Origin of the sequence: Xanthomonas arboricola, assembly GCF_003353015.1 — a bacterium.
GTDB lineage: Bacteria > Pseudomonadota > Gammaproteobacteria > Xanthomonadales > Xanthomonadaceae > Xanthomonas > Xanthomonas arboricola_E.
Window position 1 is genome coordinate 1,332,215 of sequence record NZ_QREM01000009.1, and the last position, 26,909, is coordinate 1,359,123.

At 62.8% G+C, this 26,909-nt stretch carries 19 protein-coding genes and 5 pseudogenes; 14 read left to right on the forward strand and 10 right to left on the reverse strand.

Features of this window, described 5'->3' with window-relative positions; genetic code table 11:
- Positions 1 to 55: 55 nt before the first annotated feature.
- Positions 56 to 2,338, reverse strand: a complete 2,283-nt coding sequence (locus C0541_RS16290) for a TonB-dependent receptor (RefSeq protein WP_193725953.1) — start codon at positions 2,336 to 2,338, stop codon at positions 56 to 58.
- A gap of 298 nt (positions 2,339 to 2,636) precedes the next feature.
- Here C0541_RS16290 and C0541_RS16295 point away from each other — a divergent pair, with 298 nt between their 5' ends.
- Positions 2,637 to 3,254, forward strand: a complete 618-nt coding sequence (locus tag C0541_RS16295) for an HAD-IA family hydrolase (protein WP_115049887.1) — start codon at positions 2,637 to 2,639, stop codon at positions 3,252 to 3,254.
- Positions 3,255 to 3,789: 535 nt separating this feature from the next.
- On the opposite strand, the gene C0541_RS16300 is transcribed toward C0541_RS16295, so the two are convergent.
- Complete coding sequence (locus C0541_RS16300; protein ID WP_115049889.1) at positions 3,790 to 5,016, reverse strand: acetylornithine transaminase; 1,227 nt, start codon at positions 5,014 to 5,016, stop codon at positions 3,790 to 3,792.
- Between the two features lie 72 nt (positions 5,017 to 5,088).
- Here C0541_RS16300 and C0541_RS16305 point away from each other — a divergent pair, with 72 nt between their 5' ends.
- Positions 5,089 to 5,961 (forward strand): ion transporter, encoded by an 873-nt coding sequence (locus C0541_RS16305; protein WP_115049891.1) that lies wholly within the window; start codon positions 5,089 to 5,091, stop codon positions 5,959 to 5,961.
- A gap of 671 nt (positions 5,962 to 6,632) precedes the next feature.
- Here the strand turns inward: C0541_RS16305 and C0541_RS16315 are convergent.
- From C0541_RS16315 to C0541_RS16330, 4 genes are all read right to left on the reverse strand, one after another.
- The gene (locus C0541_RS16315) at positions 6,633 to 7,574 is read right to left on the reverse strand and encodes a YiiG family protein (RefSeq protein WP_238601344.1); all 942 of its coding nucleotides are present in this window, start codon (positions 7,572 to 7,574) and stop codon (positions 6,633 to 6,635) included.
- A 109-nt stretch (positions 7,575 to 7,683) separates the two neighbouring features.
- On the reverse strand, positions 7,684 to 8,664 hold the full coding sequence (locus C0541_RS16320; protein WP_115049895.1) for a YiiG family protein: 981 nt from the start codon (positions 8,662 to 8,664) through the stop codon (positions 7,684 to 7,686).
- A 212-nt stretch (positions 8,665 to 8,876) separates the two neighbouring features.
- Positions 8,877 to 9,692, reverse strand: coding sequence for an SDR family oxidoreductase (locus C0541_RS16325; RefSeq protein WP_115049897.1), 816 nt, complete (start codon positions 9,690 to 9,692; stop codon positions 8,877 to 8,879).
- Between the two features lie 178 nt (positions 9,693 to 9,870).
- Complete coding sequence (locus tag C0541_RS16330; RefSeq protein ID WP_115049900.1) at positions 9,871 to 10,530, reverse strand: serine/threonine-protein kinase; 660 nt, start codon at positions 10,528 to 10,530, stop codon at positions 9,871 to 9,873.
- Positions 10,531 to 10,673: 143 nt separating this feature from the next.
- Between C0541_RS16330 and C0541_RS16335 the strand changes: the two genes are divergently transcribed.
- Complete coding sequence (locus C0541_RS16335; RefSeq protein WP_115049902.1) at positions 10,674 to 12,761, forward strand: bifunctional DedA family/phosphatase PAP2 family protein; 2,088 nt, start codon at positions 10,674 to 10,676, stop codon at positions 12,759 to 12,761.
- A gap of 671 nt (positions 12,762 to 13,432) precedes the next feature.
- On the opposite strand, the gene C0541_RS16340 is transcribed toward C0541_RS16335, so the two are convergent.
- From C0541_RS16340 to C0541_RS16355, 4 genes are all read right to left on the reverse strand, one after another.
- A complete protein-coding gene (locus tag C0541_RS16340; protein ID WP_115049904.1) occupies positions 13,433 to 14,317 on the reverse strand; it encodes a bestrophin family protein in 885 nt (294 codons plus the stop codon).
- 144 nt (positions 14,318 to 14,461) lie between these two features.
- Positions 14,462 to 15,058, reverse strand: a complete 597-nt coding sequence (locus C0541_RS16345; protein WP_115049906.1) for an LON peptidase substrate-binding domain-containing protein — start codon at positions 15,056 to 15,058, stop codon at positions 14,462 to 14,464.
- The gene (mpl, locus tag C0541_RS16350) at positions 15,055 to 16,416 is read right to left on the reverse strand and encodes a UDP-N-acetylmuramate:L-alanyl-gamma-D-glutamyl-meso-diaminopimelate ligase (protein WP_115049908.1); all 1,362 of its coding nucleotides are present in this window, start codon (positions 16,414 to 16,416) and stop codon (positions 15,055 to 15,057) included. The genes C0541_RS16345 and mpl overlap by 4 nt, the downstream gene beginning before the upstream one ends.
- A gap of 343 nt (positions 16,417 to 16,759) precedes the next feature.
- On the reverse strand, positions 16,760 to 17,323 hold the full coding sequence (locus C0541_RS16355; protein ID WP_115049910.1) for an adenylate kinase: 564 nt from the start codon (positions 17,321 to 17,323) through the stop codon (positions 16,760 to 16,762).
- A 157-nt stretch (positions 17,324 to 17,480) separates the two neighbouring features.
- Here C0541_RS16355 and C0541_RS16360 point away from each other — a divergent pair, with 157 nt between their 5' ends.
- The 11 genes and pseudogenes from C0541_RS16360 to C0541_RS21765 form a co-directional block, all read left to right on the forward strand.
- Positions 17,481 to 18,737, forward strand: a complete 1,257-nt coding sequence (locus C0541_RS16360; protein WP_115049912.1) for a 6-phosphofructokinase — start codon at positions 17,481 to 17,483, stop codon at positions 18,735 to 18,737.
- Between the two features lie 577 nt (positions 18,738 to 19,314).
- On the forward strand, positions 19,315 to 20,076 hold the full coding sequence (locus C0541_RS16365) for a hypothetical protein (protein WP_115049914.1): 762 nt from the start codon (positions 19,315 to 19,317) through the stop codon (positions 20,074 to 20,076).
- 50 nt (positions 20,077 to 20,126) lie between these two features.
- A pseudogene (locus tag C0541_RS21760) lies at positions 20,127 to 20,390 on the forward strand (type IV secretion system protein); the annotation flags it as partial.
- Between the two features lie 36 nt (positions 20,391 to 20,426).
- A pseudogene (locus C0541_RS16370) lies at positions 20,427 to 21,452 on the forward strand (type IV secretion system protein); the annotation flags it as partial.
- A 33-nt stretch (positions 21,453 to 21,485) separates the two neighbouring features.
- Positions 21,486 to 22,001: a DUF4189 domain-containing protein gene (locus C0541_RS16375; RefSeq protein WP_115049918.1), complete on the forward strand. Its 516-nt coding sequence runs from the start codon at positions 21,486 to 21,488 to the stop codon at positions 21,999 to 22,001.
- A gap of 203 nt (positions 22,002 to 22,204) precedes the next feature.
- A pseudogene (locus tag C0541_RS16380) lies at positions 22,205 to 22,717 on the forward strand (type IV secretion system protein); the annotation flags it as partial.
- Positions 22,718 to 22,748: 31 nt separating this feature from the next.
- Positions 22,749 to 23,264, forward strand: coding sequence for a DUF4189 domain-containing protein (locus C0541_RS16385; protein WP_115049921.1), 516 nt, complete (start codon positions 22,749 to 22,751; stop codon positions 23,262 to 23,264).
- A 434-nt stretch (positions 23,265 to 23,698) separates the two neighbouring features.
- A pseudogene (locus C0541_RS16395) lies at positions 23,699 to 24,214 on the forward strand (DUF4189 domain-containing protein).
- Between the two features lie 496 nt (positions 24,215 to 24,710).
- Positions 24,711 to 25,295, forward strand: a complete 585-nt coding sequence (locus tag C0541_RS16400) for a hypothetical protein (RefSeq protein WP_115050432.1) — start codon at positions 24,711 to 24,713, stop codon at positions 25,293 to 25,295.
- On the forward strand, positions 25,292 to 26,638 hold the full coding sequence (locus C0541_RS16405) for a hypothetical protein (protein WP_115049923.1): 1,347 nt from the start codon (positions 25,292 to 25,294) through the stop codon (positions 26,636 to 26,638). The genes C0541_RS16400 and C0541_RS16405 overlap by 4 nt, the downstream gene beginning before the upstream one ends.
- A gap of 92 nt (positions 26,639 to 26,730) precedes the next feature.
- Positions 26,731 to 26,909 (forward strand): annotated as a pseudogene (locus tag C0541_RS21765) (type IV secretion system protein); the annotation flags it as partial.

Genomic DNA, 26,909 nt, shown 5'->3' on the forward strand with positions numbered 1-26,909 from the left:
TCCGACGGACACCACCGATGGTGCGGCCGGCAGTGACGCCGGCCACATCACTCCCTCAGAACGTGTAGGCCAGGCTGGCGAACAGCTGGCGTGGGGCGATCAGCTGGTACGAACCGGAACTTTCGTTCGGGAACACCGCGCCGATTGCATCGTCCTTGTCGAACAGGTTGTAGACCGACAACTGCAATCTGCCGCCTGCAAGAAAGCCGCTGTCCTCGCCCTGATAGCCGACGCTGCCGTTGACGATGAAGGTGGCATCGACCTGGTCGGTATTGAGCGTGTCGCCGTAGCGCTTGCCGGTGTATTTGGTGTCGAGGTTGGCGAAGAAATGCTCGCCCTCCCAACCGCCGTTGAGGCTGAACATCACCTTGGGCGAGTCCGGCACTTCGTTGCCTTCCACCTGCACCAGGCTGCCGCTGACCGGGCCGAAATAGTTGTCCTGGAACTCGGACTTGTTCCAGGTCAACGAGGCGCCCAGCCGCCAGCCCGGCGCCGGCTTCCACATGCCGGACACTTCCGCCCCGTAGGTCTGCACGTCGCCGACGTTGGCGTAGACGGTGGGCGCGACCACCAGCGGGTCCGGGTCGGTCAGCGCGATGATGCGGTTTTCGTAATCGATCTTGTAGGCGGCGACGTAGCCGCTCCACTGGCTGGATTCGGCGCGGATGCCGATATCGATATTGGTGGATTCCTCCGGCGCGATATCCGGGTTGAACGCGCCCGAGGTCAGCGCCAGCCGCGGCGCCGAGCTGAAGTTCTCCGCATAGTTGGCAAACACCTGCACACCCTCGGCAAGCTGGAAGCTGGCGCCGACCTGGGGCTGGAACCAGTCGCTGTTCTTGATGGTGACATCGCGGCGCACGCCGACATTGAAATCATCGAGATTGGCGATGCCGTTGTAATCGCGTTTGACATCCAGCCCCTTGGCGCCGAATTCCATGGTGAGCCGGTCATCGAGCAGGCGCAGCGTGTCCTTGATGTAGAGCTGCTTCACCTCGGTGGAGAAGTGATTGTCGTAATAGACCACGATCGGCAACGCGCCCTTCAGCAGCGCGCCGGTGGCCGGGTCCAGGTTGTACAGCGGGCGCACCTGGTCGAAGTCGTAGTTTTCGTACCACGCACCGACTTCGAGCTTGTTGTGCTCGGTCTCCCACGACACTGCGCTGGTTACGCCGTAGCGATCGCCGCCCATGATTTCCTCGCGCCGGGTCATCGCACCGACGCGGATGACATTGCCGTTGGCATCGACGATCTGCGGGTCGTTGATGGCGATATCGGTGCGACCCGGCGTGCCGGCGATGGCGTCGTTGTACAGGCCGGTGGCGGTGCTCGGCGGCGTGCCGCCGACGCCATAACCATGCTTGTTTTCGTAGTAGCCGGTGAAGGTGACACCGATCGCATCGTTGAACAGGAAATCGCCGTGCAGGCTGAGCAGCGAATCGCGGCGGCCGTTCTTCCATTCGCTGTAATGCTCGGCATCCACTTCCGGATTGCCGGTGATGCGTTCATGCAGATCCCACGCCACCGACCCGTCGGAGTTGTACGACTGCACGTCGTAGTCCTTGCGGTTGTTGTAGATCCAGCCCAGGGTCAGGCTGCCCACGTCCCAGGCCTGTCGGATCTTGGCTTCGAAGTGATCGCTCTTCTGCGTGGCCGGCTCCATGTCCCACACCCCGCCCTGTGTACGCGAGGCAGACAGGTACGCGCTGGGGCCGCCGTCCCACCAGTCCGGCGTATCCAGGCGCACGAAGCTGCGCACCAGATCGTCCGAGCCGATGGTCTGGGTGAGGTTGCCGCTCCAGCTGTCGCCGCCCTTCGGTGGCAGGCTGGTGTAACGGATCGCGCCGCCCAGTGCGTGGTACGAAGGCTGGGTGACATCGCCGGAGCCGGCCGACACGGTGACGTCGAGCAGGTTCTCGCTGGACACGTAACGGGTGATCGGGCCGCCTTCGCGGGTGTCGAAGGTTTCGATCGGGATGCCGTCCAGGGTCACGCCGATCTGGTTGGCGGAAAAGCCGCGGATGGTCATCGAGTCGCCGAACTCGTACAGCCCGAACGGATCGGTGGTCTGGACATTCACGCCCGGCAGGCTGGCCAGTAGCTGCTGCGGCGCCACGCCGGGCACCTGTGCCTGGATGTCGTCGACGGAGATGGAGGCGGTGGTGCGCGTGGAGCCGGTGCCGACCACGCTGATCGCGTCCAGCGTGCGCGCTTCCTGTGCCAGGACCGGCAGGCTGTGTGCGCCAGCCAGCGCCAAGGTCATCGAGGCCAGCGTGCGACCACGCGTGGCGGTGGTGAGAATGGCGGCAACCGACGCCGCCAATTGATCGGTGTTCAAGCGCTTGCGCATGCAATCGACCCCCTGGATGGTGTGACGTGCTGAGTGACCGGGCCCGCTCCCCAAGACCGGCTGACACCGCGGATGCGGCATGCATCGACCATACCCAGCGCAGTTCCGCTCCACGCGCCGCGCGGAGGGTAGGGGCGGTGCGGGTGGGTAGGTCGCTGCCGGATTCAACGATCTGAATAGGCGCGTTCCCCACCCACCTGCGGGCACCCCCGGCATACCAGGTACTGCGCACTTGCCATGCCGCGCCGAATCGACAACGCTGCGCAGCCGCATCCCGAGTCTGCTCATGCCGCCTGCCGTACCGGCCCTGTTACTGCTCGACTTCGACGGCGTGCTGGCCAGCTACGCGCGGCCGCGCCGTCTGGCCGCGCTGGCCGCTGCGGCGGGATGCACGCCGCAGCGTGTGCAACAGGTCTTGTTCGAGCAGGGCCTTGAGCGCGCCTACGATGCCGGCGCGATCGACACGTCGGCCTATCTGGCGCAGCTCGGCGAGGGGCTTGGCGGCATGATCGATCGCGCCACCTGGATCGATGCGCGCGTGGCGGCGTGCCGCGCCGACCCGGCGATAGGGGCACAGGTAATGGCGGTGTCTGCAACGACCGCGGTAGCGGTGCTCACCAACAACGGGCCGTTGATGGCGGAAGCGATGGAGCGGATCGTGCCGTCGTTGTTTCCGCTATTGCAGGGCCGCGTGCTGTGCAGTGGCGCCCTCGGCGGCCGCAAGCCGGAGCTGCATGTGTATCAGCGCGCGCTCGCGCGGCTCGATGCGACCGCGTCGCGCACCTTGTTTGTCGACGACCTGTTCGTCAACGTGCGCGGCGCACGTGCCGCCGGCCTGCATGCGGACACGGTGCGCGATGCGCGTGGATTGCGGAGGGTGTTGAAGCGGTACGGGCTGGGGTGAAGGGCCGGGATTGGGGATTGGGGATTGGGGATTGGGGAATCGGGAATCGGGAATCGGGAATCGGGAATCGGGAATCGGGAATCTTTGAGCATCGCGGAACACCTGTCACTCTCTCGGGGTGACGCAAGACGCTGCTCGCAGCATTGACGCTTCGGCGTCCACGATCAGGGACCGCGTTGGCGCCTAGAGTCGGTGTCGGGTTAACGACGAACGCAGAAGCGAGCCCCTCTCCCGTCGGGAGAGGGGTTGGGGTGAGGGTACGGTAGAGCGATAAAACTCAAACCTCCATGCCCCCCGCCGTTATCCAATCGCTGCTGCAAGAGGGCAGCATCGCGCGATACGCAATCCGCATCAGCTACGCAACGCGGTCTTCATGCAGATCCTGCAACTGCCGCGCAGGTACGTGCGGCAGCAACGCCACGGCTCCTGACAGGGCCTGGCGCAAATCGGGAAACACAACGACCTGCACCTCCTCCCCAACCACGCTCACCGGCACAGCGCCGGCCGCGATGGCGCAAGGAAGCGCAGAGGCCGATCACTTCTGCGCGGCGTACTCGGCAACGGCCAGGCGCAGGCGCGCCAGGCCATCGGCCAACTCGGCATCGGTCAGATTCAGTGCCGGCACGAAGCGCAGCACATCCGGCCCCGCCTGCAACAGCAACACACCATGCTTGGCCGCAAAATCCAGGATCGCGCCGGCCTGCCCGGCATGCGCCGGTGCCAGCACCGCGCCCAGCATCAGGCCGCGTCCGCGGATCTGCGCGAACAGGCCGAACTCGGCATTGAGCGCCTCCAGGCCGGCGCGCAGCGCCGCCGACTGACGCTCCACATTCTCGGCGATCTGCGGCGAAGCCAGCTTGCGCAGCGCCACGCGCGCCACCGCCGCGGCCAGCGGATTACCGCCGAAGGTGGTGCCGTGCGCGCCGAACTGCATGGTCTCGGCCACCTTCGGGCCGGCCAGCATTGCGCCGATCGGGAAGCCGCCACCCAGCGCCTTGGCCAGCGTCACGATGTCCGGCGTCACCTGCTCCTGCCAATGCGCGAACAGCGTGCCGGTGCGGCCCATGCCGCACTGGATCTCGTCCAGCACCAGCAGCGCATCGTGCTGGTCGCACAGCGCGCGCACGCGGCTCAGGAAACCCGGCACGGCCGGCATCACCCCGCCCTCGCCCTGGATCGGCTCGACCATCACCGCGGCCACGTCGCCCGAGGCCATGGCCGCCTCCAGTGCCGCCACGTCGTTGAAGTCCACATAGCGAAACCCGCCAGGCAGTGGCTCGTAGCCTTCCTGGTACTTGGGCTGAGCGGTTGCGGTGACCGCGGCCAGGGTGCGCCCGTGGAAGCTGCCGCGGAAGGTCACGATCACGCGCCTGTCGGCCGCGCGGCCCTGAGCGCTGGCCCACTTGCGCACCAGCTTGATCGCCGCTTCGTTGGCCTCGGTCCCCGAATTGCACAGGAACACCTTGTGCGCGAAGCGCGAGGCGGTCACCAGCTCTTCGGCCAGCTGCAGCGGCGGTGCGCTGAAGAACACGTTGCTGGTGTGCCATAGCTTGCCGGCCTGCTCGGTCAGCGCGGCCATCAGGTCCGGATCGTTGTGGCCCAGCCCGTTGACCGCGATGCCGGCGGACAGATCCACATACTCGCGGCCCTGGTCGTCCCACACGCGACTGCCCTGGCCACGCTCCAGCACCACCTGGCGCGGGCGGTACACCGGCAGGTAGTAGTGCGCGAGGGACAGGGGCGAATCGGCAACGGTGCTCATGATGGTGGGTCGCAGAAGCGGAGGGAGAACGCGCATTCTCGCGCATTCGCCGGCCTGCGGCACAATGCACGGATGCGCCCTTTCTCCGATCCCCAGCTCACTCCCGCCACCGACGACGGCTGGCGCCGGCAGTGGTTTGACATCATCTACCGGCACGACACCCGTCCCTCGCGCAATTTCGACCTGATGCTGGTGATGGCGATCCTCACCAGCGTGGTGGTGATCATGATCGACAGCGTGCCGCGCATCCATTCGCATTCGGCGCACTGGCTGGTGCCGCTGGAATGGGCGTTCACGGTGCTGTTCACGGTCGAATACGCGTTGCGCCTGGCGGTGGTGCGGCGCCCGCTGCATTACGCCCTCAGCATCTGGGGCGTGATCGACCTGCTCTCCATCCTGCCCAGCTACCTGTCGTTCTTCGTCCCCGGCGCGCAGACGCTGCTGGTGGTGCGCGTGCTGCGCATCCTGCGCCTGTTCCGCATCCTCAAGCTCACCCGCTACATCGAGGAAAGCGGGCAGCTGGTGAACGCGCTCTGGCGCAGCCGGCGCAAGGTGCTGGTGTTCCTGTTCAGCGTGCTCACCATCACCGTGATTGCCGGCGCCACGATGTATGTGATCGAAGGCCCGCAACACGGCTTCACCAGCATCCCGACCAGCATGTACTGGGCCATCGTGACCATGGCCACGGTGGGCTTCGGCGACCTGGTGCCACAGACCACGCTGGGCCGCTTCGTCACCTCGGCACTGATCCTGATCGGCTACAGCATCATCGCCGTGCCCACCGGCATCTACACCGCCGAACTGGCCAGCTCGCTGCGCGAGGGCGGCCACGCCGGCAAGCGCGATACCCGCAACTGTCCGCGGTGCGGGCTGGAAGGCCATGCGCCGGACGCACGTTACTGCCGGCAATGTGCCGAACCGCTGCCGGAACTCTCCAACGGCTAAATTGTCTTGGAGTGGTTTGGAGTGGTTGGGCAGTGCGGGTGGATCAGGTGTGGAGCGGCTGATCTGCGGCTTGGTTGCAGGGCCCTTGCCCGCCCACCCTCGCGGGACACGCCGCAAGTACGTCCTTGTAGGCTCTTACGCGGCATCCATGCCGCGTAAGGTCCCGCGAGGGCGAGCGGACAAGGACCCGTCGAGATGGTCGGTGTGTGTGGTCCAAGCAATGCATGGCGTGCGTTTTCTGATAACGGCGGATCCTGCCAACTTTCCAACACAACGCGATCAACAGGCTGGCTTTCATCCAGTCACCGACCAACTTTCTGGTGCGGTGTCCTCACCGGTTGCGGGACCGTGTGGCGGCATGGATGCCGCCACCGAGCCCCTACGGACGGCTTCACTGCGTGTCCCGCGAGCGGTGAGGGCACCGCGCCCTCGACCAACGCGGCTCCAGACCAACTCAAGATTTGGCGGCCATTCGGAATAGCGCTGAGTGTGGAACCTGCCAGTCACTGTGCGATGCGATTTGACAACGCAGCAGTGAAGAGCGCGCAGCATCAATGCGACATGCGATTGCTCATGTCGATCAGATCGTTGTAGCTGGCCAGCACGGCCTGGCGNCCTGCCAGTCACTGTGCGATGCGATTTGACAACGCAGCAGTGAAGAGCGCGCAGCATCAATGCGACATGCGATTGCTCATGTCGATCAGATCGTTGTAGCTGGCCAGCACGGCCTGGCGCGTACCGCCCGGTGGGAGCGAGCCGCTTTCCAGCAGCATCTGCTCGCTCTTGTTCAATGGTGTCTTGGTGCGGATACGCTCGACCAGTCGTCCCGACTCGCGTGCCAGCTTGTCGGCAGAACGCTCCATGTGGCCCCACATCGCATCGCCCTGGCCGATCTTGGCCTTCTGCGCCTCTTCCAGGATGCCCTGGTAGCGTGCGAGCTGGGATTGCGCTGCGGCAAGATCCGGCGTCTCGCTGTCGAGCACCTGCACCAGCTGCTTGCCTTCGCCGATGATCTTCAGGTGATACCAGGAGGCGCTGCGGCCTTCTTCCTTTTCGATCGCATCGATCTGCGCCTGGCGACGCATGTCTTCGTTGCGTTCGAGTGCGGCATTCATCGCTTCGCCGGCTTCGAAGAATGCGTGATAGGCCTGCATCAACGGCGCGTGCAGTGCCTTCATGCCCTTGCCGTCATCGCGCAGATACTCCTCGCGATCGTAGTAGCGCACCGCTTCGCCGATACGTTCGTTGAGCGTGGTGAAGCGTTCCTGATAGGTCTTGGCCACCGGATCGAGCTGGGGGTTGGCGGGCGTTTGCGCCAGTGCCGCGGTCATCGGCGCCCCGCATTCGTCCACGTGATGCGACAGCACCGTGCCCGGTGCATGGATACCGCTTTCCTTGCCGGTCGGGCCCGCCTCGGGGTCCTGCATCCAGCCGATGTATTGCTGGTAGCTCTCATGGATCGGCTGCTCGACACCGTTGAAGCAGGTGATGTAGGCATTGATCTTGTCGGCGCCTTCCACCGCGGCGGCGGGCGCGTTTTTCTGGCAGCCGGCAAGCAGTGCGGCAAACGCGATCGCCGCGGCGAGCGGCGCATGACGAAGTTGGTGGGTCATCTTGTGTTCCATTGATGGGTTGAAGAAGGTGGCGCCGCAGCGTGCGGCGGAAAGGCATCCGGCGCAGCCAGTCGCCCGGCACGCGCGCGATGGCTGGAAACAGCACTGATTACTGGCGATTGCTTTGGAACACCAGCGCGTTATAGGCGTTGAGCAACTTGCGCGGCGAGCCTTCCGGCGCCAGCGAGGGGCTATCCAGCCAGCCCTGCTCCATCTTGCTGTAGGGCGTTTTCTCGACCACGCGCTTCACCCGCGCCTTGGCTTGTCTGCGGAAGGTTTCTGCAGCGGTTTCGAAGCTGTTCCAGTCCAGCTTGCCCGGCTCCTGGTCGGCCACCTTGGCGTGCGCTTCATCGGAGAGACGGTTGAAACCGTCCAGCAGCGCGTTGGCTCGTGGCACGTCGAACTGCTCTTCTTCCAGTGCATCGGCGATCTGCTTGGCGTCGAGCATCATCGCCAGCCGGTAATACTCGCGTGTGCGGCCTTCGCCCTGCTCCAGCGTCTTGAGTTTTTCGCGTTGCGCCGCATCGTTTTGCACGTCCAGTTCGGCGCTGAAGGCGGCGCTGGCATCGGCGTAGGTGGACAGTGCCTCCATCAGCTGCGGGTGCAGCTGCTTGCCCTTGGCAAACTGGTCGTCCTCGTAATCCTGGCGGGTGTAGTAATCGGCCACTGCGTGACTGATCGGCTGCAGTGCCTTCAATGCCGCGCGATAGTCGCCTGCTGCCTTGTCCAGCGTCGGCAGCGCTGGCTTTGCCACAGCGGCCGCGCTGACCGGCGCGTCGCACTGCTGCATGTCGCCATCGTCGATATCGTACGGACCGGTCATGCCGGACTCGCCACCGGTCGGGCCGGCAAACGGGTCCTGCATCCAGCCGGTGTAGTACCTGGCGCCGGCGTGCACTTTCGCGTTGACGCGGTTGAAGCAGTCGATATAGGCGCCGAGCTTGGCAGTCACGCCTTGCAGGGCGTCCGGCTGTCTTCCGGTCGTTTTGGTATCGGCACCGCTTGCAGGCTGCTGCGACCTGCCGCCACAGGCGGCCACCAGGACGGACACGCAGGCGGCCAGAACAAGCACACGAAACTTCGAAGACACGCGCGGTACATCCTTGTTGGAAACGGTTTCAGCCGCACACCATAGCAAACCCGACGGTGAACCGGGTGTGCGCGCTCCAGCTCCGACCTCCAGCTGGGCCGCCACGGCGCGGCCGCTGGTCGGCCGCACCCGCACTCGCGGCAACTGCGCGGCCAACGCCCGGTCGCGCTCCGTCTCCCGCCAACGGGCGCGGGCCGTGATGTTGGCCGCGCTCAGTCGAGAAACAGGTCCGGCAGCAGCGCACGCGACGGGTCGACCGCGTAGCCGCTCAGGTCGGTGATGCCGGCCTGGGCCAGGACGTCGTCGTCGATCAGGAACTGGCCATGGAATCCAGCCGCCTCACGCGTCAGCACCGCGTGCGCCGCGCCGGCCATGATCTCCGGCCGGCGGCACGCGGCCGCGTCCACGCCGTCGATCATGTTGATCGCATCGGTGGCGATCACGGTGCGTGGCCACAGCGCATTGATCGCCACGCCTTGCGGGCCGAATTCGGCTGCCAGCCCCAGGGTCACCAGGCTCATGCCCATCTTTGCCAGGGTGTAGCCGGTATGCGCGCCCCACCACGCCGGGTTCAAGGACGGTGGCGGCGCCAGCGTGAGGATGTGCGGATTGGGCGCCTGCAACAGATACGGCAGGCATGCCTGTGCACACAGAAAACTGCCGCGCGCGTTGACCTGCTGCATCAGATCGAAGCGCTTCATCGGCGTGTCCAGCGTGCCGCGCAACCAGATCGCACTGGCGTTGTTGACCAGGATATCGATGCCGCCAAACGCCTCGACCGTGGCGGCCACGGCCGCACGCACCTGGTCGTCGTCGCGGATATCGCACTTGAGTGCCAGCGCCTGCCCACCGGCCGCCGTCACCGCCGCGGCCGCGCTGTGGATGGTGCCGGGCAACTTGGGATTGGCCACCGCCGACTTGGCCGCAATCGCCACATTGGCCCCATCCCGCGCCGCCCGCAACGCAATCGCCAAGCCAATCCCGCGCGAGGCACCGGTGATGAAGAGGGTTTTGCCGTTTAGGGTCATGGGATTGGGGATTTGGGATTGGGGATTCGCAAAAGCTTATAACCCGCGCAAGAACGGTGCGGGATTTGAGCTTTCGGATTCGCAAAAGCGTGTCGCCTCACCCCTCGCATCGACCAACCCACAGCCCAAGCCATGCGCCGTTGCGAATCCCCAATCCCAACTCCCCAATCCCGGCACTTCAGGGCTTCGGCCCCTGCCCCTCGTTGTCTTCCCAGTGCAGCACGCGGCGGGTCACGAAGCGGTAGACCGGTTTGCCGGTGGCGAACCACAGCTTGCGTACCCAGGAGGTGCGCTTGAGCACGCGGCGTTCCACCGGGGTGAGCGCGGCCGGGCAATACATGCGCTTGTGCTTGAGCAGGTGACGCAGGTCCTCGCGGGCAAGCAGGCGCATCCAGGGTGCGCGGGGATTGCCGCGTACCGCCAGCTGGAAATCGATGACCGCCGGGCTGCCGTCGTCCTGCACCAGCCAGTTGGCTTCCTTGGCCAGGTCGTTGTGCGCCACGCCGCGCCGGTGCAACTGCTGCAACAGCTTGCGCGCACTGCGGAAGTAGGCCAGATCGCCGCGCGGCGGGCGCCGGTACATCGCATCGCCGGCCAGGTAGCTGCGATCCAGATGGCGCCCGTCCCAGTGGAGCAGACGCGGGGTGCGCGGCAGGCCGTCCAGCTGGCGCAGCGCCAACGCCTCGCGCCGTGCCAGCCACCACGCGACGCCGCGCAACAGCCGCGGCGCCACGCTCAGATCGCGCCGCACGAACAGGCGATCGGCCTCGCGGATCAACAGGATGCGCCCGAAGGTATCGGACTTCAGCGGCAGATTGGCGGCGGGATCGTCACTCATCCCCCATTGTAGGCGGGGCGCCGGCATCGTCGCAGCGCGCGTTACGCGTGCGGTCTTGTCCGCTCGCAACCTGAGGTGAAGCGGACAGGCCGATGTGATGGCGGCGGGGTCATCTCGTCGCCATGCCCACCTATAATCGCCGGATGAATTCATGGATCGACGCCACGCTGGAGTGGATCGGACACCACCCCACCCTGGCTGGCGTGGCGATCTTTGCCATCGCATTTTCCGATGCGGTGATCGTGCTCGGCGCCATCGTGCCGGCGCTGCCGTTGCTGTTCGCCATCGGCGTGCTGATCGGGCTGGGCCAGATCAACGGTCCGTATGCGGTGGCCTGCGCCGCGCTGGGCGCCTTCGTTGGCGATGTGCTGAGCTTCTGGGTCGGCCATCGTTGGGGTCACCAGTTGCACACCTACTGGCCGTTCCGTCGCTACCCGCAACTGCTGGAGCGCGGCGAGCTCCTGTTTCGGCGCAATGCCTTCAAGAGCATCCTGATCGCCCGTTACGTGGGCGCAGTGCGGCCATTCGTGCCGGCCATCGCCGGCATGTCGCACATGCCGTTCAAGCGTTATCTGGTCGCCAGCAGCCTGGCCTGCATCTCCTGGGCGCTGTTGTTCCTGGTGCCCGGCTGGGTGCTGGGCACCGCCTACGACGCGGTGGCCGCGGTGGCCGGCCGCCTGTTCGTGGTGGTCACCTTGCTGGCCGCAGTGATCGGCCTGGCCTGGGCGATGGTGCTGTACTCCTACCGCTGGTCGGCCGGCCATCTGGATGCCCTGCTGGCGCGGCTGCTGGAATGGTCGCATCGGCATCCGGTACTGGGTAACTGGTCGGTCAGCGTGTTCGACCCGCGCCGCCGCGAGTCGGTGCCGCTGGCGATGATGGCCTTGATGCTGTTGCTGCTGGGCTGGGGCTGGTTCGTGTTGCTGATGGTGGTGCTGGCGCATGGCGAGCCGCTGCGCGTGGACCTGGCCGTGCACGATCTGATGCTGGCACTACGCAACCCGCTGGCCGACTACCCCATGGTGGCACTGGCCTCGCTGGGCGACTGGCAGGTGCTGCTGCCGGCGATCGCGGCGGCGATGGGCTACCTGGCCTGGCGGCGCCGCTGGATGGCGGTGACGCACTGGGTGATCGCACTGGCCTTCGGCCTGGCGTTGACCCAGTTGCTGGGCGCCACCGTGCAGGTGGTGCGCCCGCCGGCGGCCAGCAGCGGTTTCGGGTTTCCGTCGGTGGCGGTCACCATGGCCACGATCGGCTTCGGCTTCTTCGCGCTGCTGATCGCGCGCGAGCTGCCGGGCCGGCGCCGGGTGTGGCCGTATCTGGTCAGTGGCGCGATGGTGTCGCTGATCGGCTTCGCGCGCCTGTACCTGGGCGCGCACTGGCTCAGCGACGTGGTCGGCGGCATGCTGTTCGGCATCTTCTGGCTGCTGGTGCTGGGCATCGCCTATCGCCGCCGGGCCACCCGCGCGTTCTGGGTCAAGCCGGTCTCGTGGATCTTCTACGGTGTGTTCCTGACCTGCGCGATCGTGTTCGCGCCGCGCAATCTGGACACCAAGCTGGCCAAGTTCGAACCGCCGCCGCCATTGTTGATGGAATTGCCCGCCAGCGACTGGTGGAACGGCCAGTGGCGCCTGCTGCCCGCACGCCGCAACGAATTCGACGACGACCAGCGCTGGCCGCTGGACGTGCAACTGGCCGGCCCGCTGGCACCGCTGCAGCGCCAGCTGGAAGCACGTGGCTGGCGGGTGCAACCGCAAGCCGGCTGGGAACAGGCGCTGCATCTGCTCGATGTCAGCGGCCGCCCGGACGAGGCGCCGATCCTGCCGGCCACGCTGGACACCCAGGTCGAAGCCCTGCTGATGGTGCGTCACGCCGCGCCCGGCCATGTGCATGTGTTGCGCCTGTGGCCGGCGGCCGCGCGCCTGCAACCCGGCGCCCAACCCCTGTGGGTGGGCAGCACCCAGACCCTGCGCTACAGCCGGCACTTCAGCCTGATCGGCCTGTGGTATCCGCTGCGCGGGGTCGACCCGGCACTGAGCGCCTTGCGCCAGGCACTGGACCCCTTGCCGCATCGCCTGGAACAGCGACGACGCTCGCAGGTACCGGTGATCCTGATCGACACCACCTCGGGAAATGCACTGCGGCCAGAGGACAACGACAACGCTGCACCGCAGACGGAAACCACGGCAGCCGACCCGGCGGCATCGGGCCCGTCACAACCGCGCCGTTGATCGATCGGGCTACAGCGGCGATCGGCCTGTGACCGCACGCGCAGCCCTGTAGCCAAGAGCTGCCAGCAAAGCCCCTTGAACGCTGTAGCGATGGCGGCAACGCGTTCGCGTCGCCTGGATGCAGCGGAAGGTTGAGGTCAAAAGCCCTGGTGAGTCGAAGGCGCGGTGCCCCGACCGCTTGCGGGACACGCCGTGAACCCGTCCGTGGGGGCCTGGTGGGGACAGTGTGGCGGCATGCATGCGGCCACACTGTCCCGCAATCGACAAGGACACCGCCCCGGGACGTTGGTCGGTAGGTACGTAAAAGCTGGCGGTCTCGCGAGTTGCATTGGCCTGCTGATGCGGGTCGCAGAATTACATGTGAGCTAGCGCAGTAAAAGCACCTCATGCATTGCTCGCACCCTGCACACCGATCCATCTCGACAGGTCCTTGTCCGCCCACCATCGCGGGCTCTTGTGCGGCATGGATGCCGCGTAAGAGCCCGCGATGGACGAATGTACGGCGTGTCCCGCGATGGCGGGCGGGCAAGGGACCCTGCAGCCAAGCCGCAGATCAACCGCTCTACAACCGACGCATCCGCATCGGTCGATTACCTCCCAGGGCGACCGAAAGCTTGCGCTTCAGCGCCGTTTGGATACGCACAAACCGCATTGGTGCAGGCGCGATGCACTCACCACAGCACGCCATCCACCGGCTGCACCGGCTCCGGCGCCTGTTCGCCGATTGCCTGCAATGCGTCGATCTCCACCGTGCGGCACATGCTGTCCAGCGGCAGATCGTGGATGGTGTTGGCGAACGGATCGACCAGTTCGTCGCCGATCTTGAGTACCGCCAGGAACATCAGGCCCGCCACCGTCGACCCCACCGGCGTTGCGTACTGCAACGTCTCCACCAGGCCGATCGGCAGCAGGACGCAGAACAGCCGCGTAAACAGGTTCGGATAGAACCGGTATTGATACGGCAATGGCGTATTTTTCAGCCGCTCCATGCCGCCCTGCGCGTTGGCGATATCCACCAGGATGCGCTCGACACTGGCTTGCTGGATGCTATCGATCCAGCCATCGCGACGCGCCTGCTCGACGTCGCGCCCGGTGATGTCGAGCAGGCCATTGGCGACATTGGTGCGCGTGATCACCGCGGCGACTTCGTCGGCATGCAGGCGCGGTTCCAGCGCCATCGCCACCGGAAGCCGCCGTAGCTGGCAACGCAAGGCATTGACGTAGGCAATCTGGCGCAACGCGATCCGGCGGCCCAGCGCTGCCGCCTCCGGCGCGGACAGGATGCTGATGCCCAACCGCACCAGATTGCGCGATGCATTGATCATCTGGCCCCACAGCACACGCCCTTCCCACCAGCGCTGGTAGGTCGAGTTGGCACGAAAGCCCAGGAACAACGCCAGGGCCGAGCCGAAGATGGTCAACGGCAATGCAGGCGCGCGGAACGGCAGCACGTAGTAGATGATCGTGATCAACACGTCCCATACGAACAACACCGCCAGGGTCCGCCAGACCTGGCTGAACACATCCGCCACACGCGGTTTGACATCGATGATCAAGGCACACTCCGTGGATCGATAACGAGTGACGCCAATGCGCGCAGTGACTGCACGGATGCCATCGGGAGCGCACTCAAGCGCGGCGAGTGTGCCGTTGCAGGGGTGCAAGCGCGGTGATGGGTCACGCGCGCCGTCGTCTTAGTATCACGGCATCCAGGCGAGCAACTGGTCCAGGCGCCGGTGCGGATCGTGCTGCTGCAACAGCGACAGACGCTGCTGCTCGGTCAATGGCAGCAGTTCGGCCAGCCGCCAGCCGACCCACGCCGCCTGGTCCAGCAGCTCCGGGCCGGCGGAGGCGGATTCGCCGCCGACCTGTTCGAGCAGGCGCTCGAGCACGGTCGCCAGCAAGCCATGCTCGGGCCGCAGTTCGTCGTCGCTGTCGGGCTCGCACCAGCTCACCTCGCCCACCACCAGCCCGTTGTCGCGGATGCGCGAGCGCCGCACATGGAAGCGACGCGTGCCGCGCAGGCGCAGCACCAGCACGCCGTCGGCGCCGACATCGAAATCCTCGATACGTACTTCGGTGCCGAATGCCGCCGGCGTTGCCGGCACGCCGACCTCGCTGCCATCCAGGATCAGGCACACACCGAAGCTGCTGCCTGTACGGCCGCTCTCGCGCACCAGATCCAGGTAGCGGCGCTCGAACACGCGCAGGCCCATCGCCGCACCTGGCAACAGCACGCTGTGCAACGGAAACAGCGGCAAGGCGCTGGTGTCGTTGGTGGTCGTGAGGTCGGTCATCGGGACAATTGCGCCAGGAAGCGGCGCGGCGCGCCGTCGAAACCGCCATTGGACATGAACACCACATGGTCGCCCGGCTGCGCGATCTCGCCCAGCGTCTGCAGCAATGCCTCCACGTCATGCGCCACGTGCGCATCGCCGCGCACCTGCGCGATGATCGGTTCCGCATCCCAGGCCAGTTCCGGCCGATGCAGGAACACCACCGCATCGGCATCGCGCAAGGACGGCGCCAATGCCTGCGCATGCGCGCCCAGCCGCATCGAATTGCTGCGCGGCTCCATCGCCAACAGCACACGCGCCGCACCGACCTTCGCGCGCAGGCCCTGCAGGGTGGTCGCAATCGCAGTGGGGTGATGGGCGAAATCGTCGTACACGGTGATGTCGTGTGCCTGCCCCAGCAGCTCCAACCGCCGTTTGACGCTTTGAAAGCGTGCCAGCGCCGGCATCACCGTCGCCGGATCCACACCCACCGCATGCACGGCCGCCAGTGCTGCCAACCCATTGAGCACGTTATGCCGCCCGACCAGCGGCCACTGCACCTGGCCGATCTCCACCCCACGCTGCAGCACCGCGAAGGCACTGCCGTCGGCGGCGATCAAGCGGGCGCTCCAGTCCAGCGCCGCATCGAAACCGAAGCGCTCCACCGGCGTCCAGCAGCCCATCGCCAGCACCTCGGCCAGGCGCGCATCCTCGCCGTTGACGATCAGCCGCCCGCGCGCCGGCACCGTGCGCACCAGATGGTGGAACTGGCGCTGGATCGCGGCCACGTCCGGAAAGATGTCGGCGTGGTCGTACTCGAGGTTGTTGAGGATCGCCACCAGCGGCCGGTAGTGCACGAACTTGCTGCGCTTGTCGAAAAAGGCGGTGTCGTATTCGTCGGCTTCCACCACGAACTCACGCCCCTGGCCCAGACGGGCCGACACGCCGAAGTCTTCGGCCACGCCGCCGATCAGAAAACCCGGGGCACGCCCGGCGGCGTCCAGCAGATAGCTCAGGATGGTGGTGGTGGTGGTCTTGCCGTGGGTGCCCGCAACGGCCAGGGTGTCGCGGCCCGGCAACACCTGCTCGGCCAGCCATTGCGCACCGGAGCTGTAGCGACGGCCGGCGTCGAGCACCGCTTCCACCGCCGGGTTGCCGCGCGACAAGGCATTGCCGATGACGACATCGCTGGCATCTGCCGAGATATTGGACGGCGCGTAGCCTTGTACCAGCGCGATGCCAAGGGTTTCCAGCTGGGTGGACATCGGCGGATAGATGGCCTGGTCACTGCCCTCTACCTGCCAGCCCAGTTCGCGCGCAAGGGCGGCGACACCGCCCATGAAGGTCCCGGCAATGCCGAGGATGTGGAGTTTGGTCATGGCTCACATTGTCGCCGATCGCCGGAGTTGCGGGCCATTCCATGCAACCGCCGGGCGCAGCGTCAGGAAACCCCTACCCTGCTGTCGGGATTTTCCCGATATGCGAACTGCGTCACATCCATCACTATGCTGAACGCCAGTCGCAGCACCCCTTTGGTCCTACTCCCCAAGAGGCCAAATCCCCAGGGAGCTCATGCTGTGGGGCTCTGAGCAAGCTCATTACTGGCGTTATTCTGCCCCGGGCGTCTTGTACGCCCGGGGTTTTTCTTTTGCGCAATCAATGGGTTGCGAGCCCGCGCAATTGCCGGCGAAAGGCCGGACGCACGGACCGGCCCACCCCGACTCAGCGACCGAGCGCGGTGCCGATACGCGCCAGCACCTCATCCAGCGAGCCCACCCCGTCCACGCGTGCCAGCTTGCCGCGCTGTTCGTAGAAACCGATCACCGGCGCCGTGGAATCGGTATAGACCTGCAGGCGCTTGCGCACCGACTCGGGATTGTCGTCCTCGCGGCCCTCGGCCTTGGCACGGCCGGCGATGCGCTCGACCAGCAACTCGCTGGCGACATCCAGTTGCACCACCGCATCCAGCGGCTGGCCGATCTTGCCGAGCAGGTCGTCCAGCGCATTGGCCTGCGCCACATTGCGCGGATAGCCGTCGAGGATGAACCCCTTGGCGACATCGGCCTGACCGAGCCGCGCCTCCAGCATGCCGAGCAGGATCTCGTCGGAAACCAGATCGCCGCGTGCCATCACTTCCTTGGCCTTCAGGCCCAGCGGTGAGCCGGCGGCCACTTCGGCACGCAGCAGATCGCCGGTGGAAATATGCGGGATCCCAAACGTGTCTTTGAGACGTGTCGCCTGGGTGCCCTTGCCCGAACCGGGCGGTCCCAACAGAACCAATCGCATCAGTGGACTCCACTTTCGAATAAAAACGCGTTGCGGTTGGCGGCGTTAGACTCAGGTCTTCGCCAGCGCTGACCGTATGGTCGTGCAGCTTACCGCATCCGGGGAATGTCCCGGCACTGTCCCCTGCGCCATGTCCCATGTGAGGAGCCGTCCCCCTATGTCCACTGGCAACTTGTTGTATGCCCAATCCGGCGGCGTCACTGCCGTCATCAACGCCACCGCCGCCGGCGTGATCACCGAGGCGCGCGCACGCAAGATCAAGGTACTGGCCGCACGCAACGGCATCCTGGGCGCACTGCGCGAGGAGCTGATCGACACCTCGAAGGAGTCTGCCGCCACGATCGCCGCACTGGCGCAGACCCCGGGTGGCGCGTTCGGCTCGTGCCGCTACAAGCTCAAGTCGCTGGAAGAAGACAGCGCCAAGTACGAGCGCCTGCTCGAGGTGCTGCGCGCACACGATGTGCGCTGGTTCCTCTACAACGGCGGCAACGACTCGGCCGATACCGCCTGGAAGGTCTCGCAGCTGGCCAAGGCCTATGGTTACCCGCTGCACTGCATCGGCGTGCCCAAGACCATCGACAACGATCTGGCGGTGACCGACACCTGCCCCGGCTTCGGCTCGGCGGCCAAGTACACCGCGGTGTCGGTCCGCGAGGCCGCACTGGATGTCGCCGCCATGGCCGACACCTCCACCAAGGTCTTCATCTATGAGGCGATGGGCCGCCACGCCGGCTGGCTCGCTGCTGCCGCAGGCCTGGCTGGCCAGGGCCCGGACGATGCACCGCAGGTCATCCTGCTGCCCGAGCGCGCCTACGACCAGGCCGTGTTCCTGGCCAAGGTCAAGCAAGTGGTAGAGAAGGTCGGCTGGTGCGTGGTCGTGGCCAGCGAAGGCATCCAGGACGCGCACGGCAGCTTCGTCGCCGATGCCGGCGGGGCGGCCGACTCGTTCGGCCATGCACAACTCGGCGGCGTGGCCTCGTTCCTGGCCGCGCAGGTCAAGCAGGAGCTCGGCTACAAGGTGCACTGGACGCTGCCCGATTACCTGCAGCGCTCGGCACGCCACCTCGCCTCCAAGACCGACTGGGAACAGGCCCAGGCCGTCGGCAAGGCGGCGGTCCAATACGCCCTCAAGGGCATGAACGCCGTGATCCCGGTGATCGAACGCGTCAGCGACGCGCCGTACCGCTGGAAGATCGTGCCCGCCCCGCTGCACAAGGTGGCCAACCACGAAAAGAAGATGCCGCCCAGTTTCCTGCGCAAGGACGGCTTCGGCATCACCGAGCGCGCCCGCCGCTATTTCGCCCCGCTGATCAAGGGCGAGGCCCCGCTGGCCTACGGCAGCGACGGCCTGCCGAAGTATGTGGCGCTGAAGAATGTGGCGGTGGCGAAGAAATTGCCGAAGTGGGAGGGCTGACAAGAGGAGCACGGCCGCCAGCCTAGGCGATTGTGACAGCGCCGGCGCTGGGCTTGAGCTGCGCAGCGATGCAGCCAATTCCGACGGCCGAAGCCAGCGAGTGCGTGTACCGGAATGCTTTCCTGTTCCGGCTGGCGCTGTGCCAATTCCGCTATCTATTGACCGTCGCCGGGCCCGGCAGAGGAGAGTGCCCGGCCGGCAAATGCCGCGACCTGCTGTAGGGATTTTCTTACAAAAATTGGCAAAGCAAGCCAGGCCGCGCCTGGGCGACTCCCCCTGGGAGGGCAGCCCTACCTCATTAGTAGAAATTTGGTTAAGTGTGTGCCACAGTTCGCACCAAACCTGCCTCATCGCGCATAGGGATCATGGCTTCAGCAGGCAACCCTCTCCAACATCCCGAGGCGGCAGCCCCTGTCGCAGGTGCCTGCCCGCTGAAGAAGCGGCCTCACTCAGTCGCGACGAGCCGATGATTTATAACGCCAGCGCTGCTGGCTGACCAAGCAAGCGGCCTTCACTTCTGTTCCCGCTGCACTGTTCCTGCCAACTATCTATACCGCAAAGATCGACGAGACTCGCCATGACCGCACGTCCCCGCCGCCTCCGCCATCCGATTTCCCGCCTTGCCGCCGGCCTGCTGCTAACCATTGGGCTGTGCGTGGGGCCTGCCAATGCGCAAGTGGTCGTCACTAACCCGACGGGAGAGTCGAAGGATATCGCGGAGTATGCGGAACAGGCCAAGCGATGGACCGACACGGCCAAGCAGTATCAACAACAGCTGCAGCACTATCAGCAGCAGCTCATCAAGTGGCAGCGTCTGCAGTTCAATGAGCCTGAACTGGAAAACAAATTTGTCACGCGCAAATTGAATCACGGGCTGGACGCCTACTGTCCCGGAGCTTCCGGCATTGCCGGCCTTTTTGAAAAAATGATGCCGATTTCTCTGGATTCGCTTACTGGCGACAATTTGCAGAAAACGCAAAACGAAATCTGCAAGCAAATTGTGATTGCGCAAAACTCACAGTACAACGAGGCGATTTTGATGATCCAGCGCCTGGTGGAACGTTCCAGAGACTTCGAACGTCTGCAACGCCAGCGCGATAAGGTGGGAGACAAGGAGGGTGCGCTCGCTGCGAACGACAACGAAATTCAGCGTTATGCGGCACGCAACGCGATGGAGCTCACCCACTGGGAAGCCAGGATGAAGGCCTATGACATCTACATCGCAGGCCTCAAAGATGACCAGAGCCTGCTGGCCAAGCGCGCGCTGGAAGGTGACAAGAGCGACATCCTCGGGCAGGTCATCCAGGCAGCTGCGTTAAAGATTGCGCTGTCCAAGTAAATGAATTAGCAGGCAACCAAAGCCTCATCACGGTACATAGGCAGACAGCAATGGACGTTTTTTTTCAGGGCGGGATGAACTGGTTGCAGCCGCTGGCGGACGCCAACCTTGGCGACTTCGTTTTCTTCAAACTGGTCAGCGATTATTTCAATCGGGAAATCCAGGAGTTCGGCCTCGACTTGATGAAGGAAACCATGAAGTGGGTCAGCACGATCGCGCTGACGGTAACCACGCTCTGGATCCTGATTCTGGGCTACCGCATCGCCACCGGGCAATCGCGCGAGAGCGCGATGGCCACCATGATCAAGGCGGCCAAGGTCGCCATCATCATCAGCGTGGCGTCGGCGGTNCTGGGCTACCGCATCGCCACCGGGCAATCGCGCGAGAGCGCGATGGCCACCATGATCAAGGCGGCCAAGGTCGCCATCATCATCAGCGTGGCGTCGGCGGTCGGGGCCAATGGAGCCATGCTGCACAAGACCATGACCCAAAACCTGGACAAGGAAATCCACGGTCTGTTCACCGGTGACGACGACAGCACCGCTGAGGATGCCATCGACGATAACCTGGCCTATACCCAGCTCGCCCTGGCGGCGCTGGATGCCGTCCGGGTGGATGCCAGCGAGCCGGAGATGCTGGAGAAAAAAGGCAGGGCCGTGATGCTGGCGGGCTTTGGCACCGCCAGCCCACCGATGGCCGCCGGCGCGATGTTGTTGCTGTTCAAGTTCACCATGGCCTTCCTGATCGGCATCGGGCCGATCTTCATCCTGGCGCTGGTCTTCGACCAGACCAAGGACCTGTTCAAGAAGTGGCTGTTCTACCTCATCGGCACCTTGTTCTCGATGGCCATGCTGTCGGTGGTNGCGCTGGTCTTCGACCAGACCAAGGACCTGTTCAAGAAGTGGCTGTTCTACCTCATCGGCACCTTGTTCTCGATGGCCATGCTGTCGGTGGTCACGGCCATGGTGCTCAAGTTTACCGCGAAGGTGGCCGCGGCCTACTGGGCGGTCAAGTTCATTAAATTCGGCGATGCCGAAGGCTTGTCCAGCCAGGCCCTGCAGCAAGGCGGCATCGGCCTGATCATGACCCTGCTCATCATCACCGTCCCCACCATCGCCGCCGCGCTATGGCAGGGCAATATGGGCACGTTCCTTTCCTACACGGCATTCAACAACACAGCAGCCCCGGGACCTCAGGGCCAGCCGGCTGGGTCGTATATGCCGCAGCAGGCTCCTAGAAGTAACAGTCAAGGAGATGAGCGCAGCACAGAGACGGCGAACGCTACTAAGGCAATCGCTGGAGGTTCAACTACAACATATACCCAGTCTCCAGGCTCACGAGGAAATGCCAGCCGAAGTGAAGGCAGTGCCACTTAGCCAACCTAGTTATTGGATACAGTGAATTTTCAAATGAAGATACATAAATTTTTACTTGCGTTCATTTTCATGAATGCCTTCCCTGCTATGGCAGAACAGGGCTGTCCCCCTGGGCAATACCCTATCGGCGGACAAGGTGTAGCGGCATGCGCGCCAATCCCTCAAGGAAGCTCTAGCAATCAAGCTCCTCGCCCACTCGGCAAGTGGCTCAAGACTTGGGGCGCCATTGCCCATGATCCTGTTGATGGCGTGCTAGGTGTTTCGTCAGGAAAATTTTCTAAACGAGATGCTGAAAAAGATGCACTTATGAAATGTACCGAAGCTGGAGGAACTAGGTGCAAAGACTGGGCAAGCTACCAAAATCAGTGTGCAGCAGTTGCAGGCCCGCAAAGAAATGGAGTCAATGTTGCTGGAGCATTACAATTTTCTAGGGGTCCATCTCTTGAAGACGTGAGACGCAAAGCGGAAAACGACTGCACATCTTCAGGCGGTCTTACATGCACCATTCTTTATTCGAATTGCTCGGAACAAGTATTCAAAGCCTACTAAATATCACTTTTCCAATAAAATAATATTTTATGGATAGTCTCATACTACTAGCGTCATTGCTCCCATCGACCGTCAGCTTCACCTCTCTCGCGAAATACCGCCAAGGTTATTATTGTCAGCTCCCCGTAAAATTGGTCCATCCATAGTTAGAGGTCTCCGGGCACACTAGCCATCAAGGAGACCAACGATGCGCAAGAGCAAGNGCGCTGGTCTTCGACCAGACCAAGGACCTGTTCAAGAAGTGGCTGTTCTACCTCATCGGCACCTTGTTCTCGATGGCCATGCTGTCGGTGGTTACGGCCATGGTGCTCAAGTTCACTGCGAAGGTGGCCGCGACCTACTGGGCGGTCAAGTTCATTAAATTCGGCAATGCTGAAGGCCTCTCCAGCCAGGCCCTGCAGCAAGGCGGCATCGGCCTGATCATGACCCTGCTCATCGTCACCGTCCCCACCATCGCCGCCGCGCTATGGCAGGGCAATATGGGCACGTTCATGGCCTACTCGGCGTTCAACAACACAGCAGCTCCTGGACCCCAAGGGCAGCCGGCTGGGTCGTATATGCCAGCGCAGGTGGCAAGAAATAGCAACCCGGGTGAAGAGCGGGGTGCAGACTCGACGAGCACCAATAAAATAATCACTGGCAACACTAATTCGACACCCATTCAAGTAGCCGGCTCGCGGGGAAATGCCAGCAGAAATGGAGATAATAGTATTTAAACACCTTCATTTTCGCCAGAAAGAAGTTTTTATGAACCTCAATGTAACTATATCTTTTCTGATTTTAATCACTACATTCTCGGCAGCGGCAGAACAAGGCTGCCCACCCGGACAGTATCCGATCGGGGGACAAGGGGTGGCGGCATGCGCCCCGATTCCTCAGGGTGGTTCTGGCCAACACGACCCTAAACCGATAGGTAAGTGGATAAAAACGTGGGGAGCAGTCGCACACGACCCTCAAAATGGAATTCTCGGTGTTTCGCTAGGAAAATTCTCCAAGCGTGAAGCAGAAAAAGATGCGCTTACCAAGTGCTCCGAAGGCGGAGGGACTAACTGTAAAGCCTGGGCAAGCTATCAGAACCAATGCGCTGCCATAGCTGGGCCTCAAAAAGATAGCAGAGACGTACCCGGCGCACCATATTTTGCTAGAGGAGCTTCGTTGGAGGACGTCCAAAATAGAGCTATAGATGGGTGTATTTCAGCGAACGGACTTAAGTGCGCAACTCTCTATTCAGCATGTTCAGAGCCAGTATTTAAAAGTTATTGATTTATCATCATCTCTAGAGGAACAGCTATAAAGCTTTCCCTGGACAGTGCTGAGGTGCTGTCCAGTCGGACCCAGCGCTAGGGCGACATCAGCTTTATGATGACCATGCGCATCATCACCATACCGACCTCGCCGCCGCGCTATGGCAGGGCAATATGGGCACGTTCATGGCCTACTCCGCGTTCGGGACTGCAGCAAGCCCTGGACCCCAGAGGCAGCCGGCTGGGTCGTATATGCCGCAGCAGGCTGCTAGAACCACAAATGAAACGTCTCAAGAATACATCTCCGACCAACTCTCCGGTTGCGAACAGGCCGCTCGGTCCATCTGGCGGCGCTGAATCTACGCCAGTGTCAGGATCTAGGGGAAACGCCTTGAGAAATGACAGCAGTTCTGCTTAGGTTAAAGAGTACCGACATTTAAGAGATTAATTGATATGCAAGCTAAATTGGCGCCACTGCTCTTTCTGGCAATTGTATTTTCAGCAAGAGCAGAACAAGGCTGCCCTCCTGGCCAATACCCAATTGGCGGACAAGGTGCCGCTGCATGCGCACCGATTCCGCAAGGAGGTGGAGGCCACCGAGAACCGCGCCCTTTAGGAAAATGGATCAAAACATGGGGAGCTGTTGCGCTTGATGAATCTGAAACAGGCGCAGTAGGGGTTGCTACCGGTGAGCTTTCAAAGAACAAAGCCAAGAAGGCTGCTATATTGAGCTGCACAAAAGCCGGCGGCAAAGATTGTCGAGATTAGGCTACTTATTTTAACCAATGTGCAGCGGTTGCAGAGCCTCATAAAGATGGGAAATCTTCCGGAGGAAAACTGCAATTCAACAGCGGCCCGGAGCCTGAGAAAGTCAAGGCTGAAGCTGAAAAAAATTGCACATCCCTGAACAACGGTGAGTGCAGAGTAATTTACTCAAATTGCTCGGATCAAATTTTTGAAAATTATTAGACTCATAAAATATAAATAAATTTACATGGGAAAATTAAATTCACGAATAGAGAGTCCCCAATCAACTAGAAGGTATTCACGAGATCCTTCGAGAATTTAACTAAGATCGTTTTCTGTAGCACTACTATAAGCTTCCCCGCGTGGACCCTGCTGGTGGTCACTACGAATTGGCCCCTACCAGATCAACGATCTCTTCACCTTTTTACGCGATGGGCATGCCCACCGATTGCTGGTTCACCGACGCCCCTGCTACTGGCGCGTCGTTTCACATCTAACGTGTTGATCTATGGCTGGCTTCGAACCTCTGCCGATCCTGCCATTTCACGTCACCGCGCTGGCTCGATGTTGGATTAGTGCAGATAGCACCATGCGCGCCTAGACTGCGCATCTCCATTGCACAATCTCCGCAGGCAGCAGAAGCATCTCCATGACTCCCAAGATTGTCGGCCGTTTCGCTTTTCTCCTCATGCCTTTCTTCTTTGCAGGATGCAAGCCCATGAATGCCCCCAGCGAACCCTCGTCCCCCTACAACGTCGACACCGATCCGGTCTATCGGAAGAACCCGCATCCAGTGCAGGCGTATCGCATCACCATGATGATTGAAGATGCGCCAGGGCCCTTTGACTGGATCTCAGGCACAGCGTTTTACGAAATGACCAACCGCGATGCCTGCACGCCTTTTGATCGTTCGCTGGGCATGTCGACAAAGCAAAAAGAGGATGCAATTCCCATACACTTCGAGAAGCGTGATGCATCCACCTATGTGGCGACGATCTATGCCGATGGCATAGTCGATGCAGACTACTACGGCAAGGGCATGTGCGTATTTGAACTCAATGGAGTTGGCATCTCATTGAAAGCCACTGGAAAGAAAGAGGAAACACGATTTCAGCCAGTCCTCTTCAAGAGCGAGATTCATAGCTCAGCACCCAAGATCACCTATTTCTGGAAAGGTCGTTACCCCAAGGAAGATATGGAAAACTTCCCGGATGGCGGTCGACTTTCTGTCGATCAATTCAATGATGACGCGCGAAACAACATCTTCAAAGTCACCTTGACTGCAGAGAGGGTTCAGTTATGAGCCTCACAAGCCAGCAATATGCAGCGCTTTCGAAGGATGTTTACGACCGCCCCGAGCAAGTCGGAGCGAACAGCAGCCCAGTAGATATTGGTGGAATTTCTTATCGCCGCCTGGAGTATGCCGATAGCGCATCCGGCTACCAGGGCATCATTTATCAACGGATCGACACAAACGAAATTATCGTTGCTCATCGAGGAACAGAATTCGAGCGTCAACCAAAACAAGATGGTGCCCACGCGGATGGTGGCATGGTTGCAGCACGTCATAACCGCCAGGTGGAGGATGCGCTTGAACTGACACAACACGCGTTCGCTTATGCGCAAAAAATAGGCAAGGATGGAGCGGCCCCGGCAGTCACCGTCACCGGCCACTCGCTTGGCGGCGACTTGGCGCAGGTCACGGCACATCACTACGGCCTAAAGGGCGAGACCTTCAACGCCTACGGCGCCGTCAGCCTAGACCGGCGCATCCCCGAAGGCGGCACCGATGTAGTCAATCATGTGATGGCTGGCGATGCAGTCAGTGCTGCAAGCAAGCACTACGGTCAGGTGAGGGTCTATGCCTCGTCCCGAGAGATCGCCTTGCTGGAAAAGGCTGGCTACGAAAATACCCCCGGCGTGTTGGATGCGCGCAATCCAGCTGTAGCCATCCCGCTCGGTGACTCACACCGCATCCATAACTTCCTCCCGGTGGATGCCAACGGCAAGCCGGATCGCTCGGTGCTGGAAGATCCCAAATCGCAGCAGTTGGCACAGCAATATGCGCCGATGATCGACAAGTACCGCGACGATGTAGCGCTGCTGCGGGGCGGCCTGACCCTGGCATCACGCCACTTGCAGTCCATGAACGTGGCAGATGGCATCAATCATCTGCGCGGCCCTTTGGCCCCCGGTGCCGGTGCGGCCGAGATGGCAGCCGAGCGCTGGAAGGAAACGCAGCAGCGCATGGAGCGCGAAGACAAGACTGTGTATGTGCCCCCTGGCTGGAAGCTGCCCCTGGGCAATTCCCCCGAGCGCTGCGTAGATCCGGGCGCGGCTGCCATGTCAAATGATCCGCTGTATCGCTCCATCCACAGCAAGCTGCCGCAGGGCACCTCCGATGCCGTGGCCATGCATGCCATCGTCGAGGCCAAACGCGCTGGCATCGTCGACGTCGACCAGCTGCGCAGCGTCACCGTGCAGGACGGCAACGCCTGGATCGTCGGCAACACGCCGGGATTCCGCGCCAAGGTCGATCTGGCAGCCGAGGTACCGCCCGTGCAGGAAAGTCTGCGCCAGTCACAGGCGCTAGACAGCCAGCGATCCCAGGAGATGGCCCAGCCCTCGCCTGCACGTGTACTCTGAGAACCATTGTCCTTGCAGCATGGAGCGCGATGCGTATGCAAGCCGTCACCGCACTAGCCTGCTTTTCGTCCGGCTCTAGACCTGAAAAGCGCGGTCTTGAGCTGATGGAGCGGGCTATGAGGTGGGTCAGCACGATCGCGCAAACGGTGACCACGCTGTGGGTGCTGATCCTGGGCTACCGCATCGCCACCGGGCAATCGCGCGAGAGCGCGATGGCCACCATGATCAAGGCGGCCAAGGTCGCCATCATCATCAGCGTGGCGTCGGCGGT

What these genes read in the sequence shown, in the direction of transcription:
- C0541_RS16295 (WP_115049887.1), top strand. Translation starts at nt 2,637, where the DNA reads ATGCCGCCTGCCGTACCGGCCCTGTTACTGCTCGACTTCGACGGCGTG.
- C0541_RS16300 (WP_115049889.1), bottom strand. Translation starts at nt 5,016, where the DNA reads ATGAGCACCGTTGCCGATTCGCCCCTGTCCCTCGCGCACTACTACCTG.
- C0541_RS16305 (WP_115049891.1), top strand. Translation starts at nt 5,089, where the DNA reads ATGCGCCCTTTCTCCGATCCCCAGCTCACTCCCGCCACCGACGACGGC.
- C0541_RS16315 (WP_238601344.1), bottom strand. Translation starts at nt 7,574, where the DNA reads ATGACCCACCAACTTCGTCATGCGCCGCTCGCCGCGGCGATCGCGTTT.
- C0541_RS16325 (WP_115049897.1), bottom strand. Translation starts at nt 9,692, where the DNA reads ATGACCCTAAACGGCAAAACCCTCTTCATCACCGGTGCCTCGCGCGGG.
- C0541_RS16330 (WP_115049900.1), bottom strand. Translation starts at nt 10,530, where the DNA reads ATGAGTGACGATCCCGCCGCCAATCTGCCGCTGAAGTCCGATACCTTC.
- C0541_RS16335 (WP_115049902.1), top strand. Translation starts at nt 10,674, where the DNA reads ATGAATTCATGGATCGACGCCACGCTGGAGTGGATCGGACACCACCCC.
- C0541_RS16345 (WP_115049906.1), bottom strand. Translation starts at nt 15,058, where the DNA reads ATGACCGACCTCACGACCACCAACGACACCAGCGCCTTGCCGCTGTTT.
- mpl (WP_115049908.1), bottom strand. Translation starts at nt 16,416, where the DNA reads ATGACCAAACTCCACATCCTCGGCATTGCCGGGACCTTCATGGGCGGT.
- C0541_RS16355 (WP_115049910.1), bottom strand. Translation starts at nt 17,323, where the DNA reads ATGCGATTGGTTCTGTTGGGACCGCCCGGTTCGGGCAAGGGCACCCAG.
- C0541_RS16360 (WP_115049912.1), top strand. Translation starts at nt 17,481, where the DNA reads ATGTCCACTGGCAACTTGTTGTATGCCCAATCCGGCGGCGTCACTGCC.
- C0541_RS16365 (WP_115049914.1), top strand. Translation starts at nt 19,315, where the DNA reads ATGACCGCACGTCCCCGCCGCCTCCGCCATCCGATTTCCCGCCTTGCC.
- C0541_RS16375 (WP_115049918.1), top strand. Translation starts at nt 21,486, where the DNA reads ATGAAGATACATAAATTTTTACTTGCGTTCATTTTCATGAATGCCTTC.
- C0541_RS16385 (WP_115049921.1), top strand. Translation starts at nt 22,749, where the DNA reads ATGAACCTCAATGTAACTATATCTTTTCTGATTTTAATCACTACATTC.
- C0541_RS16400 (WP_115050432.1), top strand. Translation starts at nt 24,711, where the DNA reads ATGAATGCCCCCAGCGAACCCTCGTCCCCCTACAACGTCGACACCGAT.
- C0541_RS16405 (WP_115049923.1), top strand. Translation starts at nt 25,292, where the DNA reads ATGAGCCTCACAAGCCAGCAATATGCAGCGCTTTCGAAGGATGTTTAC.